The following is a 14,945-nucleotide window of genomic DNA, read 5'->3' on the forward strand; positions in this document are numbered from 1 at the left end:
GGAGTCTTCTGCGCTGGCTTTGGGTGCGCAGCCCGACAGCCCGATGGCGGCAAACGCTCCTGCGGCAGCGGCTCCCGTCAGAAAGCTGCGTCGCGACAATCCCTGGTCTTTGAAGTTCTTCATGGTGGTTCCCTCCTGAAACAACCTGCATCCTCGATGCTCCCTTACGGCGGCCGTCGTGTTCTCAAGGCCGTGGGGCAATCATGCGGCCGGCCGGGCGGTCTGTCCTCACCGCAAGGGCACCATTTTTGCGCGTCGTGCGCCGCGGGGATTCTCACCCCCAAGGTACCAGAGCGAATGTTTTGCCTTGTCAGACAAGGGCGAGATGAGGTAGGCTTACGGCATCGAACCGAAAGCGAAGGCAGGGAGGGCCATGCGCAACGGCAAAGGCGTGCTCACGCCAGCAGTGCTGCGCTGTCTGGTGGTAGTAACCATCGACCTGGTGTCCACGTGGCTGGTGAACACGTATCTCTATCCGCAGTACAACAGCGTCTTGCCGCAGGCGCGTGATGCCTCGTCGGTGGTGGGGGTGGCGGTGTTCATTGCGCTGGCGCTTTGGGCTGTGCGCAAGCCGGCGTCCATCAATGATCGCACCCTAGCCACGGTTTCCATGGTCGGGTTCGCCTTCTCGTTCGCCCTCATCGTCATGGGGATCTACCGCATGGAGCCTTTGCTGCTGTTGGCGGGTTCGTGCTTGCGCAGTATGTCTACGCGCTGGTTCGTCGTGATGGCCGGTATGTCGCTGTGCACCCTCGACAAGCGCGCCTGCATGCTGACCGTAGCCGGCGCGTTTTTGCTGAGCTATGCCGTGCGCCTTCCTCTGGCGGCGCTGGGCGAGGTGCCGCTCATGCTGGTGATCATGGTGCTGCCGTTCGTTATGTACGCGCTCTGTCGCTCGCTTGCCCTCCAGGTGCTCCAGGACGTACGCGCCGCCACGCCCCCGGCCGAGGCATCCATCACGCAGCCAGCTTCGTATTTGCCGTTTGCCCATAACCTGTTCATTGCCATCTTTGCTTTCCGCATTGCCTACGGACTTGCGCTCACGTTCGGTTCGGTGGAGGGAAATCCTCCGCAGACGTTTTTGGCTGCGGCTCCGCTGCTGGTCGTGTTCGCGGCGGCGTTTCTGCCGCGCATGCCGAAAGCTGACGTGCTGTACCAGGCTGCGGCTCTGTTCGTGGTGGCAGGTTTTCTGGCGGTGATCGTGCAGACCGGACATGGGGAAACCTGGTTGCCCTCGGCGGCAAACGGGCTCCTGTATGCCGGCAGCGAGTGCTTCGACGCGTTGGTGTGGCTCTCGCTGGCCTCGATCGGCGCGCGCAACCGCACCAATGCGCTGGCCGTGATCGCTTGGGGGCGCGCCGCTTCGTCGGCGGGCCTGCTGTTGGGAGCCACCATCGGGCATGGCGTGAACGCGGCGGACAACTCGCTTGTGGTGGCGCTGTCCATTGCCGCGGTGTTGCTGGTGTTCGTGGCCGTGAACCTGACGGTGCTCAAGGGCTTCGGCTTCCAAGCCACCATCGATGGGGTGCAGTCGGCGCAACCGGTCATGGCGCCGCCGCCTGCCGCGGTAGGCTTGTCCGACAAGTGCGCCGTCGTGGCAGGGGAGGGCCGCTTGACGCCGCGCGAAACCGAGATACTCGCGTTGCTGGCGCATGGCCGCAACGGCCCGTTCATCCAGGAAAACCTCGTGCTGTCGCGCAACACGGTGAAGACGCACGTGGCCAATATTTACGCCAAGCTAGGCGTTCATTCTCAGCAGGAGCTCATCGATTTGGTGGAGCAGGTGGAGGTGCGGGCCAGCTAGTGCAACCGCTGATCTTCCAACGTTCGACGCATCTTTCCTCGCCTACGGCTGACCAGTAGGTAAGCTGCCATCGCTATGAGGGCCACGGTCGACATAGCTTGGAACAGGCCGCGGTAGCCCCAGAAGGGCTGCACGATGCCCAGCAGCAGCGGGCCGATGCCTACACCGATGTCCAGCATGATGTAGAACGTCGAGTTCGCCAGGCCCAGTCGATCGTCAGGGGCAATGCGAACGGCCAGTGCCAGGCCGCTTGCCTGCACCGTGCCCACACCGAAACCCAAGAGCGCGGCAGCTATCAGCATGGCGAGCGGCTGATGCACTCCGGACAGAAGCCCCATGCCAATGATGAAGGCGATAAACGCGGGTATCATAACCACGCGGTCGCCCCGGCGGTCAAAGAGCTTGCCCGTGAAGGGCCGGGTGATGAAGGTGGCAAGGGCGTATACGATGAAGAAGTAGCTTGCGGGCCCTTCGAGGCCGTTCTCTGCGGCAAACGGCGTCAGGAACGCAAGAAGACTGGAGTAGCAGAAGAACAGCAGGGCGCATACTGTGCTGATGGACAGCACGCTCGGCTCGAGATAGTTCCTCACGTTAGGCCGCGGCACGCGAAATGCAGAAGCCTCCTCATCGCGCTCTTCGCGGGCGATGCCGCGGGCTTTCGTCTCGATGCTGCTGCGGCTGCTCTCGGGTGCTTTCAGCAGGGCTGCGGCACCCAAGCTCAGCGCCGCAACCGCGGCAGCCACTATGAACAGCAGCTTGAACCCGGCGTTCTGCGTGAGGAACATGCCCAAAAACGGGCCGATGGCGGCACCTAGGGTGACGGACAGCATGTAGTAGCCCACCCCCTCGCCTTTGCGGCTGTCGGGTACGAGCGAGGTGACGATGGTGCCGATGGTGGTGGAGCACATCCCGTAGGCGAATCCGTGCAGCAGCCGGATGGCGAACAGCGGCCCGAATGCGGGCCCCAGCAAATACAGCGCTGAGAACGCTACTTCGCCCACGGCACCGATGACCAACAGGCGCTTGCGACCGATCTTGTCCATGACGCGTCCGCTGATCAAGCGAGCCGTCAAGGCGCCAATGATGAAGATGCTGGCGGCGAGGCCCGCGGCTGCTGCCGGGGCATCGTAGGTCTTCATGGAGTAATCGGCAACGACTACCATGAGCCCGTAGTAGTTCACCATCAAAAGGAAGTTCACGATAGTGCCGAGGGTGAAGTCTTTTGTCCAAAGTTTGGCGGTTGCCATGTTCCTAGCCTTCCGCTCCTGTCTCGGGAGCGTCTTTCGCGATAAGCACGGTAATGGGGGACTGCTGCACCACGGCATAGCTGATGCTGCCCAGGTAGCCTTTGACGCCGCCTTTGCCGCGGCTGCCCATGACGATGAGATCGCACCCCTCGTCGCGTGCGCACCTCAGGAGCAAATCGGCCGGCGAAGATCCTTTCAGCAGGTGGACATGGGTCGGATTGGAGAGCGTGTCGGCAAAGCTCTCAAGCACTTCGCGCGTTGCGTTTGCCTCGTCTACCAGCAGATTTTCTACTCCGGCTTCGATCAGGCTCGCATAGAGTTTCAGTACGTGCACCAGCACCAGCTCGATGCTTCGATCCTGCGCCGCGATAGAGCAGGCAACTTCGAGCGCCTTTTTGGAAGGGGCCGAGCCGTCGTAGGCTACGAGGATTTTCGAGCACCACATTGCGCATCACTGCCTTTTTGTATCGGCGGATTGGGAGGGAGCTGTCTGCTATTGTACTGCCCGATATATTTCCGCTGGGTTACAGGATGGTGGCATTGTATCAGTGATGCTGCCGCCAACGGAGTGATGCTGATCTTTTGTGCTGATCTTTTGTGCGAACAAATCATTGACCCGGCCTAGTCGCCCCGGTACAATATGCTCTCGCGTGCAACGCTGGCGATGTGGGCCGTTAGCTCAGTTGGTAGAGCAGGGGACTTTTAATCCCAAGGTCGCGGGTTCGATTCCCTCACGGCCCACCATTTCAACGTCAGTCACGCAATCGCATCGAGAGCTTCGGTGTCAAGCGCCGAGCACAGCCGTTTCAAACTGGGCCATCGTCCAACGGCAGGACTCTGGTTTTTGGTACCAGCTATCCAGGTTCGAATCCTGGTGGCCCAGCCAGTTTGAAGTTGTTTACATTTCCGCAATTGACCACTCGCTCAAACTGGCTGATCACCGATTTCTTTTAACTCGGCCCGCTCCCGCTTTTTGGATTATCGCTATGATGTGCGAATCCAAATATCGAAAACCTCGTAAGGCGGCATGATCACGTGATCTTCTAAGTTGGGGCGACAGCACCTCAAGGCGGAAACGGCTTCCACCTGCCCATCGGGCATAACTGGAATCCGATCGGAGTCGTCCACGGCGACGACGGTGCCGTACCTCATCTTGAGAGGGTTTCCGGTGTCCTGATTGGCCATGAGCAGCGCAATGTCGAATGCATCCATGATGCTAGCTCCTTGCGAATCGGCGGAATCGTGTTGTGCATTCCATGCCGGGAGACAGCTTCATCGACTGGCGAATCGCCACCAGGTCGCTGCGCTGGATGCCTGCTTTGCAGTAGGAAAAGTCGCAGACATCCCCCATATCCAGGGGAATGCAAGCGTGCGAGATCTCGAACCCTTCCGCAGCCGCTGTTTTAGCTGCGAGCAATGCCTCTGCTTTGGCTTGCATCTGTTCGCGGCCGCTCGTTCTCGTATGCGGGTGCGTTCCCGTTGGCGGCTTTCATCCGATCAGTTCGAACGGCAGGTCGCTCCCGATGCCAGACGTTGCCAGTACGTCTCCTTGGTTTGTTACCAGCACGGCCTCGAGAGCGGGGTCCTTTTCGACGAAGGCCAAGGCCTGGTCGGCACCCATGATGACGAGCGCGGTGGTAAAGCCGTCGGCGTCAAGCGAGGTGCTCGACACCACGGTGGCGCTCAGTAGGTCGGTAGCTGCGGGACGCCCGGTACGCGGGTCGAGGATGTGGTGGTACAGCGTTCCGTCTCTCTCGAACGCGCGCTCGTAAATGCCGCTTGTTACCACGGATCCATCACGCACGTCGACGGTGGCGAAGGCGTCGAGCAGCGGCAGCGTGCTTGAGGGGAGGGGCTTGCGGATGCCCACGCGCCAAGGAGACCCATCGGGCTTTCCTCCCATCACGGCCACGTTGCCGCCTAGGTTGACCAGGGCATGCCTGACACCGCGCTTTCTCAGAAGTGCTAAGAGGCCATCGGCAATATAGCCCTTCGCGATGCCGCCCAAATCGACGCAAGCGCACGGGTCGTGCAGCGTCACCACCGAGCCTTCTACTGCAATGTTTCGGTAATCCACCTGCTGCAATGCTGCAGCTAGACTGTCGGCAGAGGGAACCGTCTGCTGTTTGAAATCCCACAGCTGCGTAGCGCTTCCCATGGTCACATCGAACAGGCCGTCGGTACGGCGGCAATACGACAGGGACGTTTCGATGAATGCTGCCAGCTCCGGATCAACCAGGGTGGGGTATCCTTGCGCGTGGTTCAGCCGAAACAGCTCGCTTGCGGGGTTGACGCGCGAGAGCAAGAGCTCGCAACGGTCGCACCAGGCGACGGCTTCGTCAAGCACGGCTTCGTCATCGATATCTGCGCTGATGGTATTCGTGGTGTTGAATCGAAAGAAATCCCGCGAAATCATGCCGCCTCCTTCACGCTGTCTCATAATACGCTACTGGAACAGTATACTTTTCCTCGGCTATTGTCACGCGGGCGGTGTATCATCGGTGTAAGCACCGTAAGCGGACGGCAAGGGGGGATGTGTGGCGAGATCGCGAAAACCGGGCATCATCCAAGGATTCGACGCGTTCGATACCGTTGCCTTCTATGCGTTTTGTCTGAGTGCACCGTTGTTTCTCCCCGTGCTCGAGCAGTGGCGCAGCATGACGGCGTCGACTGCAAGCTCCTGGTCTTTTCTGCCATCGGTGCCGTTTGCCAGTGCATTGTCGCTGGCCGCTATGTTCACGGCGCTCGCCTTTTTATTCGTCTGTCTGCTTAAAACGGCTCATGCGCGCGTGAGCCGCGCCATTATGGTACTGGCGCTTGTCTGCTATGTGGCGGGATACGGCCTGCTGGATCTTTGGAGCTTCAGCGTGCTCGATGGGTCGCTCGTCGAGGCGGCGAGCGGGCTTGCGATGGGGTTCGGTGCGGCCATCATGTGCCTTGTATGGGTAAGCAGGCTGCATGTGATGGAGTTCAAGAGCGCATTGCGGGTGGTATGGGTGGCCGCCTGCTGCCTGTTCGGCGGCTCTTCGCTTTTGCAGCTGATGGGCGCGCCGCTTGCCAGAGTGCTGCTGACGGCGGCCGCGCTGTTGTCCGCGATAGGGTGCGCACGCCTGTTCTTTCGTACCGAGCGAGAGGACGAGCGCGCCATCCAGGCAGGCGTGAATTGGTGGGATGTATTCGGGCATTTGGACGTTTCGGTAGTGGAGGGTACCTCCGATTTTAAGACGCCGCTTGCCCGTGCACTCTTCTTCGTGGTGATGCCGTTCGCCACGCTGCTGCTGTTCGTTGCCGGCAACGGTCTGCCCCGAGCCATCTCGTGGGAGGTGGCTCCCCTGTCGTTGGCGGGGGTTCTTGCTGTAGCGGCCATGCTTGTCCTTCTGCGTTTTAAGACGGATCAGGCGCTCATCAACTTCTCCTACCGTTTTTTCTTGCCCCTTGTCGCCTTTGCGGCATTCGCCGCGACGGCATTCGCCGATGCGGCGTGGCAGCACACGGTGATGATGGTGGGCTCGCTTGCGTTCTGCACGATTTACGCGTTGGTTATGTCGGCGATGCTCGTTGCCATGGCGGGGCACATGCGCTCCCTTGCCCTTCCGGCTGCCGGCATCATGATCATTATCGGGTGCGTGGTGTGCCTGCTTTCAGGTGCAAGCGTTAGCACGGGCGTTCTCGGCGACTATCTGTATCACGTGCTTCTCGTGCTCTTCGTGACCTTGGCCGCAGCGCTCATGGTCACTCCCAGCTCGCGGCTGTGGCATGTGATACTGGAAGGCATCAACGCCGTCGAGTCGGGCGAGGGCGATGCTCAGGAAGGGTACGTCCGTCGTTGCGCCGAACTGACGGAAGCCTATCGCCTCACCCTGCGTGAGGCCGAGATATTGCTGTTGCTCGGGCGTGGTCATACGTCGGCTTTCGTAGCAGACGAGTTGACGGTGGCGGAGTCGACGGTGCGCAGCCATCGTAAGAACATCTATCGCAAGCTGGGCGTAACCTCGCGCGAAGAGCTGTTCAAACTCCTGGACGAAGGGATCTCTGAGGATTCCTGAGCGCTCTACCCCTTTTCGTTTAGAGATAAAGTTCCTGATAAAACGCCAAGTTCCCTCGTTTTGACGATAGCTACGGCAGAGAAAAGACCGTATGGTGGCGGCACTGCCCGGGATATACTAGGAGGCCATCATGGAACTTACGCGTCGTGATTTTTTCAAGGGAAGCATCATCGTAGCGCTCGGTGCTGCCGGTGCCGGCATGCTCAGCTCGTGTGCGGCTAGCAGCGCTGGTGCCCAAGCGGGAGGTTCGCCCGCCGCATCCGATGCGGGCCAGGCATCGAAAACCGTTACGCTCCATCGCGGCTATGGTGCCGCGCACGGCGACAAATGCTTTACGAGCGCCGTCGTAGCCACGGCCGATGACGGCACTATCCTCGCTGTCAGCATGGACGACTACCAGTTCACGGCAGCCGATTCTGCGGGCATTACCGGCGTTCCGAACTCCGATGCTGGGTTCGCGTCCGGGTATGCATCGGGCAAAATGCTTATGTCGAAAGCGGCAAACAACGAGGCGTATTCCGCTTCGATGAAAGAGAAGGCGCAATCCACCACCCCGTGGCTGACATCCATGCACGCCATCGAGGCTTACTGCGTGGGCAAGAAGGCTTCGGAATTGACGAAGACGAGCCTCGATGCCGTGTCGGGGGCTACCTTGGTGGACGCGCCGAACTACCTCAAGTTGGTCTCGCAAGTTGCTGAAAGCGGCGACCATGTCGCGACCGGCACGTACACCGGTGACGGGTCGGATCTCAAAATGGGACGTATCGATGCGGCTGCCCATGGCGACAAGGCATTCACGGAAGCAGTCACCCTTGTGCAGGGCGACGTGCTGGTGGCTTCCAACATCGACGAATTCCAATTTATCAGCGCCGCTACCAACGGTCTCGTGCCCGTGCCCAATTCCGATGCGGCGTTTGCCGGAGGGTACGCCGAGGGTATGGCGCTTATGTCTAAGTCGGTGAACTCCAAGATATACAGCGCCATGATGAAGGAGAAGGCGCAGGCCACGACACCCTGGCTCGATTCCATAACCTCCATCGAATCGTTCTTGGCCGGACAGAAGATAGGTGACGTGAAGGTCAGCGGCCCCGACGCGGTGTCGGGTGCTACGCTGGTTGACGCCGCTGGGTACGTGCAGGCTGCCGTCTCGGCCGCCAAGGCGGCATAGCGGTAGCGCACCTCTCTTTGCGAAAGCGGGTCGGCCCTCCAGCACGCCGGCTCGCTTTCGCTTTGCTTGCTATAATGGGGGAGAGCCGAGGAGGCGGATATATGGACGGATTGCCGAATGGATGGCGGGAGCGCTCGCCGAAACAAATAGCCGCCATCGTGCTGCTCATCTTCATGGCAATGGTGCTCAGCTTCGTGGAGTTTCCGGTGGTGCCCGGTGCCGAGTGGCTGAAATACGATCCGTCGGGCATTGTGTCGCTGCTCGCTACTATCCTGTACGGATCGTGGATCGGCATCGCCGTCGCCGTCGCATCGTGGCTTCCGCACCTTCTCACCGACCCGTTGGGCGCGTTTATGAACATCATGGCCACGGTGTCGCTTATCACGGTCGTAGGCACTGTATACCGTCGTAAGCCGTGCCTGTCGCATGCGGTTCTAGGGTGCGCTGCTGGGGTATTGGTGTCAACGGCGGTGTCCATCTGCCTGAACTTCGTGGTAATGCCGCCGTATGCGGGTGTGTCCTACGAGGAGACTGCCGCTCTGATACTGCCGGCCTTGCTTCCGTTCAACGTGTTCAAAGCGTTGGCGAACTCCATTGTGGCCATTGCGTCGTACCACAAGCTGGCAATGCTTCTCGAAGATCAGCCGGGAGGTCTTTCGGCTTCGGGGCAAAATCGTTCTTGATCCTTCGCCGCAATAGTTTAGAATGTGATGACACTGAAGACGTAGGTACTCGAGAGGGCACCCTGTTTGCGTCAAGAGCCGACAAGGCGGCTGCGCTTCGCGCGAATACCTGGCGGTTCCGCTTCTGCACTTCGAACCGCGCGGCTTCAAACCGCACGCCTGGCATGCAGGCAGTTTCGAACCCGTTGGTTTGTGGGTTTTCTGCGCGCTATTTTTCTCTTGCCTAATTTGGATAAAATTTGGTATCATTTACGATTGCTGTTTAATGACGTATTGCTTGAAGGAGCACTTTTGACCAAAGAAGATGTTATCGAGCTCGAGGGGACCGTCCTCGAGGCGTTGCCAAACGCTATGTTTAGGGTGGAGCTCGAAAACGGCCACAAGATATTGGCCCACATATCCGGCAAGATGCGCATGCACTACATCAAGATTTTGCCGGGCGACAAGGTGACGGTGGAGCTGTCCGTCTACGACCTGAACCGAGGACGCATCACCTACCGCTTCAAATAACGGTGATATGTGCGCAACTCGTGAACCGGGTATGCGTATTCTGTGTGCTCATGACAGTGTGCAAAGCAACAGTAAGTAAAAAGTACGTAAGAAAACGATCGCCTGCGGCTGGGCGTGCTACATAGAACAATGAATGTGCATAACCGAAAGGAATTGAATTATGAAGGTACGTCCTTCGGTCAAGAAAATGTGCGACAAATGCAAGATCATCCGACGCCACGGCAAGGTGCTCGTTATTTGCGAGAACCCGCGCCACAAGCAGCGTCAGGGCTAGGAAAGAGGAGAAACATCTATGGCTCGTCTTGTTGGTGTCGACCTTCCTCGCGACAAGCGCGTTGAAATCGGCTTGACCTACATTTACGGCATCGGCCTGACCACCTCCAAGCAGATCCTCGCCGAAACCGGCGTCGATCCCAGTGTCCGCGTCAAGGACCTCACGGAGGACGATCTGTCGAAGCTTCGCGACTATATCCAGGAAAACATCAAGGTGGAGGGCGACCTACACCGCGAGGTTTCCCAGAACGTCAAGCGCCTCATGGAGATCGGTTGCTATCGTGGCCTGCGCCATCGTCGCGGCCTGCCCGTTCGCGGACAGCGTACGCACACGAACGCGCGTACCCGCAAGGGTCCTCGTAAGCAAATCGGCGGAAAGAAAAAGTGAGGTAGCTTAAGTGGCAGCTAAGAAAAACGTACGCACGCGCATCAAGCGTTCTGAGCGTAAGAACATCGCCGTAGGCGCTGCGCACATCAAGTCTACGTTCAACAATACCATTGTGAGCATCACCGATCCCCAGGGCAATGTGATCTCCTGGCAGTCCGCCGGTACGGTCGGCTTCAAGGGCTCTCGCAAGTCCACGCCGTTCGCCGCGCAGATGGCTGCCGAGGCCGCCGCTAAGACGGCCATGGAGCACGGGCTGCGCAAGGTGGCAGTGTTCGTTAAGGGCCCGGGTTCGGGTCGCGAGACGGCCATTCGCTCGCTGCAGGCCGCCGGCCTGGAAGTTTCCAGCATTCAGGATTGCACACCCATCCCGCACAACGGTTGCCGTCCCTGCAAGCGTCGTCGCGTGTAACTGAAAGGATCGGAGTATTATGGCTCGTTATACTGGACCAGACTGCCGTTTGTGCCGTCGTGAAGGCGTGAAACTCTTCTTGAAGGGCGATCGCTGCTACACGGACAAATGCGCAATCGAGCGCCGCAACTACGCGCCCGGTGAAGCTGGCAAAAAGCGCGTGAAGGAAAGCGAATATCGCAATCAGCTGCGCGAGAAGCAGAAGACTAAGCGTACTTACGGTGTGCTGGAGAAGCAGTTCCGTCACTACTATGACATGGCGAACCGCCAGATGGGCGTTACGGGCGAGAACCTGCTGCGCATCCTGGAGAGCCGTTTGGACAATGTCGTATACCGTCTTGGTTTCGCTAAGTCGCGTGCCGAGGCTCGCCAGCAGGTGCGTCACGGTCATATCACGGTGAACGGTGGCCGCGTCGACATCCCGTCGTTCCGCGTGCGCCCCGGCGACGTGGTTGCTGTGGCCCCCAAGGCCAAGGATCTGCTGGTCATCAAGAGCGCGCTCATCTCCAGCGAGCGTGTCCAGGTGCCGGCTTGGCTCGAGGTGGACATCGAGAAACTGCAGGGCAGCGTGCTTGCGCTTCCGCAACGCGATCAAATCGATTTGGACATTCGCGAACAGCTCATCGTCGAACTTTACTCGAAATAATCGCGGCATAGTAAGGAGGCTCACAAAACATGACAGAGTTCATGAGGCCTACGGTAACAACGGAAGAAGTCAACGACACTGTCGCGCGTTTCATAGTGGAACCGCTCGAGCGTGGCTACGGCTATACGCTGGGCAACTGCATGCGTCGTGTGCTGCTCTCGTCGCTTGACGGCGCTAAGGCGACCGCCATCCAGATCGAGGGCGTGCAGCACGAGTTCGCAACGGCCGAGGGCGTCATCGAGGATATTATCGATATCGTCCTGAACGTGAAGGGCTTGGTGTTCTCTGCGCTCAACGAGGATATCGAGGAGGCTACGGCGCATGTGTCCGCCGAGGGCCCCTGCACGGTGACGGGTGCCGATTTGGACATCCCCACGGAGTTCACGCTGGTGAATCCGGATCATGTCATTGCTACGGTTGCCGATGGCGGCCAGCTGGACATGACTATCCGTATCGGGGTGGGTCGCGGCTATGTGTCCGCCGAGCGCAACAAGCGCACGGAGGACCCCATCGGCGTCATCCATGTTGACTCGTTGTTCTCGCCGGTCCGCCGGTGCACGCTGAACGTCACCGACACCCGTGTGGGTCAGCGCACCGACTACGACAAGCTCGTGCTGGAGGTTGAGACCGACGGCAGCTTGGCACCAGTGGATTCCGTGTGCCGTGCCGCCAACATCATCAACCAGTACATGGGGGCGTTTTTGGGTCTGTCCGCGGTGGTCGACGAGGAAGAAGGCGGCGAGATACCGTCCATCTTCGCGCCCGAGGGGCAGGAGTCAAATGCCGAGCTGGACAAGCAGATCGAGGATCTGGACCTTTCCGTCCGTTCCTACAACTGCTTGAAGCGCGCCGGCATCCATTCCGTCCGCCAGCTCGTCGAGTTCTCCGAAAACGACTTGCTGAACATTAGGAACTTTGGTGCGAAGTCCATCGAGGAAGTGAAGGACAAGCTCATTTCCATGGACCTCAATTTGAAGCTTTAGGAGATACGAGATCATGAGACACTACAAGAAGGGGCGCAAGCTGGGCACCGACACCAGCCACACCAAGGCCATGAAGCGTAGCCTGGTCATCGCGCTGCTGCTGAACGATCGCATCAAGACGATCGAGTCCCGCGCGAAGGAAATTCGCCCCGATGTTGACAAGATCATCACGTGGGCGAAGAAGGGCGACCTTCATTCCCGCCGTCTGGCCATTGCTGCATTGGGCGGTGACAAGGAGCTGGTGCGCGAGGTGTTCGAGAAGGTCGCGCAAGGTATGTTCCAGGATCGTCCGGGTGGCTATACCCGCATTATGAAGCTGGGTCCCCGCAAGGGTGACCGCGCTCCTATGGTTATCATGGAAATGGTGACCGAGCCGGTGAAGTCTAAGGAGGAGGCCAAGCCTGCCGCGAAGAAGGCGGCGAAGAAGGCTGCTCCTAAGAAGGTCGAGAAGGCTGACGAGGCCAAAGAGGCTGCCGAGGACCTGAAGGCGACCGAGGAAGCCATCGTGGCCGAGGCCGAGGCTTCTGTCGAGGCTGCCGACGCCGAGGGCAAGGTGGAAGAGGCTGTCGAGGCTGCCGAGACCGCTGCCGAGGCTGAAGAGGCGGTAGCTGCCGCTGACAAGGCCGAGGCTGCTGCCGAGGAGAAGAAGGCCGAATAGCCTTTTTTGACAAGCATCGAAATGAGAGCGGGGGCCTACGGGCCCTCGCTTTTTGGTGATGTGTCGAGCATATGTCCTGAAGTGATGGATATGTTGAGAATCGGTTTTCTCGTTGCTCGCCTCTTTCGTCTGCGCGGCCGTTGGCCGGGTTTATTGCCGGCCGGTATGTTGTGCCGGCTGTTTGAAGCATATTTCAGACCTTGACGAACTGGCCTTATGCCGTAGGTATCCAGTGCGTCAACAACTCGTTTCTAAGCGGTGGTGATGCCGGCGTGCCTTCTGATCTACCATATAAATCGATTAATAGACGCGGCTGGTGCCGCACATCGTTTTACCGAGAAAGAGGTGCACCATGACGGATTCCACGAGCAAAAAGCAGAAAGCACCTGTCGAGAAAATCGCTGTCGGCCAGCACGTGAAGGACATGGCTGACGAGGTGCAGCAGCATGCTGTCGACGCGTTTGGCGACGTGGGAGATCAAGTAAAGGATATGGCCGGAGAAGTAGGTCGCCATGCCAAGGATATGGCCGGCGAGGTGGGCCACCATGCTCAAGACGCTCTCGGCGACGTGGGAGAGCATGTCCAGAGTCTGCCCGGCGAAGTTGCAAAGCACACGCAGCAGGCGGCGGGCGACGTGATCCGTGAGGTGCCGGTACTGTTCGGGCATGTCAAAGATACGATGGTCGACCTGTTCGACGCCCAGCGCGACAAGACTTCGAAGTAAGGCAAGCGCATGGTCCGTCCACGTAGGCGGGCCATGCGCTGTCGGCGGTTCTTGCGATAGGCAGCCGTTGCACGTTGTCCAGTGCGCGGTCATCGCGCTTGGAGCCGCCAGCTCCTACCATAGACCATAACAGCCCTGCTTCGACCTGCTGTGTTCCTAAGTCGGTTCCAGTATGAGCGAGCAAGGTACGGTCACCCTCTTGGATAAGGTGCGGCATCGTGCTGCGGGTTTATCCGCTATACTGGCCTGCATGAGAATCGACGTCAGTTCTTATATCCCCGGCTCTTCGTTCGTTCACACCTGTGATGCACGCGTGAAGATCGTGCTGCTTGCTGCATTTTCGGCAACGCTGTTCTTCGTGGATACGTGGGTGGGCTTGGGACTTTGCGCCGCAGTGTTCGCCGCCGTTGCGGTGGCTTCGGGCATCCGTATAAGCCGCTTCTTCGGCATGCTGGTGCCGGTGTACGTGATTGCAGCGTTCGCCGTGCTGTTCAATGGGTTCTCACTTGACGTGTCTCAGGTTTCCGGGCCTGCGAGTAGCTTGGGGGATGTGTCGGCTGGCGTGTTCGCTGCCTGGGTGCCGGTGCCGCTTGTCGGATCGTTCGGCTTCGTCCCGGCGGGCTTTGCTCGCGGCTGTTTCTTCGCCGTCCGCATTGTGCTGCTGGTGGTGGGAAGCCTGGTCGTCACTTACACGACGACCTCCACCCAGCTTACCGATGCCCTGGCCAGTTTCCTGCGCCCGTTGCGTCGCCTTCGCGTTCCGGTTGACGATATTGCCATGGTGTTCTCTTTGGCGCTGCGCTTCATCCCGGTGACGGCAGAGGAGTTCGGCCGCGTGCACGATGCCCAATGGGCGCGCGGTGCGGCTTTCTCCGAGGGTGGCCTGTGGCGGCGCCTTCGCGCGTGGCAGACGGTGCTTATTCCCCTGTTCGTCGGATTGTTTCGTCGCGCCGATGTTCTAGCCATCGCTATGGATGCTCGCTGCTACGGCATGTCCGACGACAAGCGCACCTCGCTTGCGCGCACGCGTTTCTCGGCGAAGAGCGCGGTTGCAATGGTGGTGGGACTGGTTATCTGCATCGTGCTTTCCGTCGCGTTCTAGTGCGGAAGCGGATGTGCAGGGCGCTACTCGAAGTGTCCTGCGCGCGCGATGGCATACGCTTAAGTTGGCAGAAAACAGGAGATATTTGTCATTGCGCAAAGTCACTTTTTGAGGTGACGTCAGGCTATAACGCTTTGATCAGGGAAAACGCAAAGCAGCAATTTAGGCGCGGTGTTCTGCTAGGCCGAAGTACCTGAAAATGACGAATATCTCGCAAAACCTGCCAGAAACTCGCGAATTCCTTGCAGATAAGGAATTAGGTCTCGAAACGATCGGGGATTAGTTCGACGTGGACAAATCGAGT

The 14,945-nt window shown here is 59.3% G+C and carries 19 protein-coding genes and 2 tRNA genes; 15 read left to right on the plus strand and 6 right to left on the minus strand.

Annotated features, from left to right (window positions below; genetic code table 11):
• On the minus strand, window positions 1-123 hold a 123-nt coding region (locus RR842_RS06995), incomplete at its 3' end, for a twin-arginine translocation signal domain-containing protein (protein ID WP_332729335.1).
• Between the two features lie 250 nt (window positions 124-373).
• Here RR842_RS06995 and RR842_RS07000 point away from each other — a divergent pair.
• On the plus strand, window positions 374-1,804 hold the full coding sequence (locus tag RR842_RS07000; RefSeq protein WP_332729327.1) for a helix-turn-helix transcriptional regulator: 1,431 nt from the start codon (window positions 374-376) through the stop codon (window positions 1,802-1,804).
• On the opposite strand, the gene RR842_RS07005 is transcribed toward RR842_RS07000, so the two are convergent.
• A complete protein-coding gene (locus tag RR842_RS07005) occupies window positions 1,801-3,051 on the minus strand; it encodes an MFS transporter (RefSeq protein ID WP_332729328.1) in 1,251 nt (416 codons plus the stop codon). The genes RR842_RS07000 and RR842_RS07005 overlap by 4 nt on opposite strands.
• A gap of 4 nt (window positions 3,052-3,055) precedes the next feature.
• On the minus strand, window positions 3,056-3,496 hold the full coding sequence (locus tag RR842_RS07010) for a universal stress protein (protein ID WP_332729329.1): 441 nt from the start codon (window positions 3,494-3,496) through the stop codon (window positions 3,056-3,058).
• 223 nt (window positions 3,497-3,719) lie between these two features.
• Between RR842_RS07010 and RR842_RS07015 the strand changes: the two genes are divergently transcribed.
• Both RR842_RS07015 and RR842_RS07020 read left to right on the plus strand, forming a co-directional pair.
• Window positions 3,720-3,795 (plus strand) — tRNA-Lys (locus tag RR842_RS07015).
• A gap of 68 nt (window positions 3,796-3,863) precedes the next feature.
• Window positions 3,864-3,937: transfer RNA gene (locus tag RR842_RS07020), tRNA-Gln, on the plus strand.
• A gap of 98 nt (window positions 3,938-4,035) precedes the next feature.
• On the opposite strand, the gene RR842_RS07025 is transcribed toward RR842_RS07020, so the two are convergent.
• From RR842_RS07025 to RR842_RS07035, 3 genes are read right to left on the minus strand one after another with little or no spacing between them, the layout of a single operon-like run.
• The gene (locus RR842_RS07025) at window positions 4,036-4,263 is read right to left on the minus strand and encodes a hypothetical protein (protein WP_332521847.1); all 228 of its coding nucleotides are present in this window, start codon (window positions 4,261-4,263) and stop codon (window positions 4,036-4,038) included.
• 4 nt (window positions 4,264-4,267) lie between these two features.
• Window positions 4,268-4,489 (minus strand): hypothetical protein, encoded by a 222-nt coding sequence (locus tag RR842_RS07030; RefSeq protein WP_332729331.1) that lies wholly within the window; start codon window positions 4,487-4,489, stop codon window positions 4,268-4,270.
• Window positions 4,490-4,540: 51 nt separating this feature from the next.
• Window positions 4,541-5,467 carry an FAD:protein FMN transferase gene (locus RR842_RS07035; RefSeq protein ID WP_332514012.1) on the minus strand — a complete coding sequence of 309 codons (927 nt, stop codon included), beginning with the start codon at window positions 5,465-5,467 and terminating at the stop codon, window positions 4,541-4,543.
• A gap of 121 nt (window positions 5,468-5,588) precedes the next feature.
• On the opposite strand from RR842_RS07035, the gene RR842_RS07040 reads away from it, so the two are divergent.
• From RR842_RS07040 to RR842_RS07095, 12 genes are all read left to right on the plus strand, one after another.
• Window positions 5,589-7,097, plus strand: coding sequence for a helix-turn-helix transcriptional regulator (locus RR842_RS07040; protein ID WP_332729333.1), 1,509 nt, complete (start codon window positions 5,589-5,591; stop codon window positions 7,095-7,097).
• A 130-nt stretch (window positions 7,098-7,227) separates the two neighbouring features.
• Window positions 7,228-8,265 (plus strand): TAT pathway signal sequence, encoded by a 1,038-nt coding sequence (locus RR842_RS07045; RefSeq protein WP_332514008.1) that lies wholly within the window; start codon window positions 7,228-7,230, stop codon window positions 8,263-8,265.
• Between the two features lie 101 nt (window positions 8,266-8,366).
• A complete protein-coding gene (locus RR842_RS07050; RefSeq protein ID WP_332514006.1) occupies window positions 8,367-8,948 on the plus strand; it encodes an ECF transporter S component in 582 nt (193 codons plus the stop codon).
• Window positions 8,949-9,239: 291 nt separating this feature from the next.
• Entirely contained in the window at window positions 9,240-9,458 is a 219-nt protein-coding gene (gene infA / locus RR842_RS07055) for a translation initiation factor IF-1 (protein WP_009306918.1), read from the plus strand.
• A gap of 160 nt (window positions 9,459-9,618) precedes the next feature.
• Window positions 9,619-9,732 (plus strand): 50S ribosomal protein L36, encoded by a 114-nt coding sequence (gene rpmJ / locus RR842_RS07060; RefSeq protein WP_006363204.1) that lies wholly within the window; start codon window positions 9,619-9,621, stop codon window positions 9,730-9,732.
• Between the two features lie 18 nt (window positions 9,733-9,750).
• On the plus strand, window positions 9,751-10,119 hold the full coding sequence (rpsM, locus tag RR842_RS07065) for a 30S ribosomal protein S13 (RefSeq protein WP_332514003.1): 369 nt from the start codon (window positions 9,751-9,753) through the stop codon (window positions 10,117-10,119).
• Window positions 10,120-10,129: 10 nt separating this feature from the next.
• Entirely contained in the window at window positions 10,130-10,528 is a 399-nt protein-coding gene (rpsK, locus tag RR842_RS07070; RefSeq protein WP_332514002.1) for a 30S ribosomal protein S11, read from the plus strand.
• 19 nt (window positions 10,529-10,547) lie between these two features.
• The gene (rpsD, locus tag RR842_RS07075) at window positions 10,548-11,174 is read left to right on the plus strand and encodes a 30S ribosomal protein S4 (RefSeq protein WP_332513999.1); all 627 of its coding nucleotides are present in this window, start codon (window positions 10,548-10,550) and stop codon (window positions 11,172-11,174) included.
• A gap of 29 nt (window positions 11,175-11,203) precedes the next feature.
• The gene (locus RR842_RS07080) at window positions 11,204-12,157 is read left to right on the plus strand and encodes a DNA-directed RNA polymerase subunit alpha (protein WP_332513998.1); all 954 of its coding nucleotides are present in this window, start codon (window positions 11,204-11,206) and stop codon (window positions 12,155-12,157) included.
• A gap of 13 nt (window positions 12,158-12,170) precedes the next feature.
• On the plus strand, window positions 12,171-12,815 hold the full coding sequence (gene rplQ / locus RR842_RS07085) for a 50S ribosomal protein L17 (RefSeq protein ID WP_332513996.1): 645 nt from the start codon (window positions 12,171-12,173) through the stop codon (window positions 12,813-12,815).
• Between the two features lie 352 nt (window positions 12,816-13,167).
• Window positions 13,168-13,539, plus strand: a complete 372-nt coding sequence (locus RR842_RS07090) for a hypothetical protein (RefSeq protein WP_332513994.1) — start codon at window positions 13,168-13,170, stop codon at window positions 13,537-13,539.
• Between the two features lie 172 nt (window positions 13,540-13,711).
• A complete protein-coding gene (locus RR842_RS07095; RefSeq protein WP_332729334.1) occupies window positions 13,712-14,641 on the plus strand; it encodes an energy-coupling factor transporter transmembrane protein EcfT in 930 nt (309 codons plus the stop codon).
• Window positions 14,642-14,945 lie beyond the last annotated feature (304 nt).

This window comes from Gordonibacter sp., from assembly GCF_036667095.1.
Classification (GTDB): Bacteria; Actinomycetota; Coriobacteriia; order Coriobacteriales; family Eggerthellaceae; genus Gordonibacter.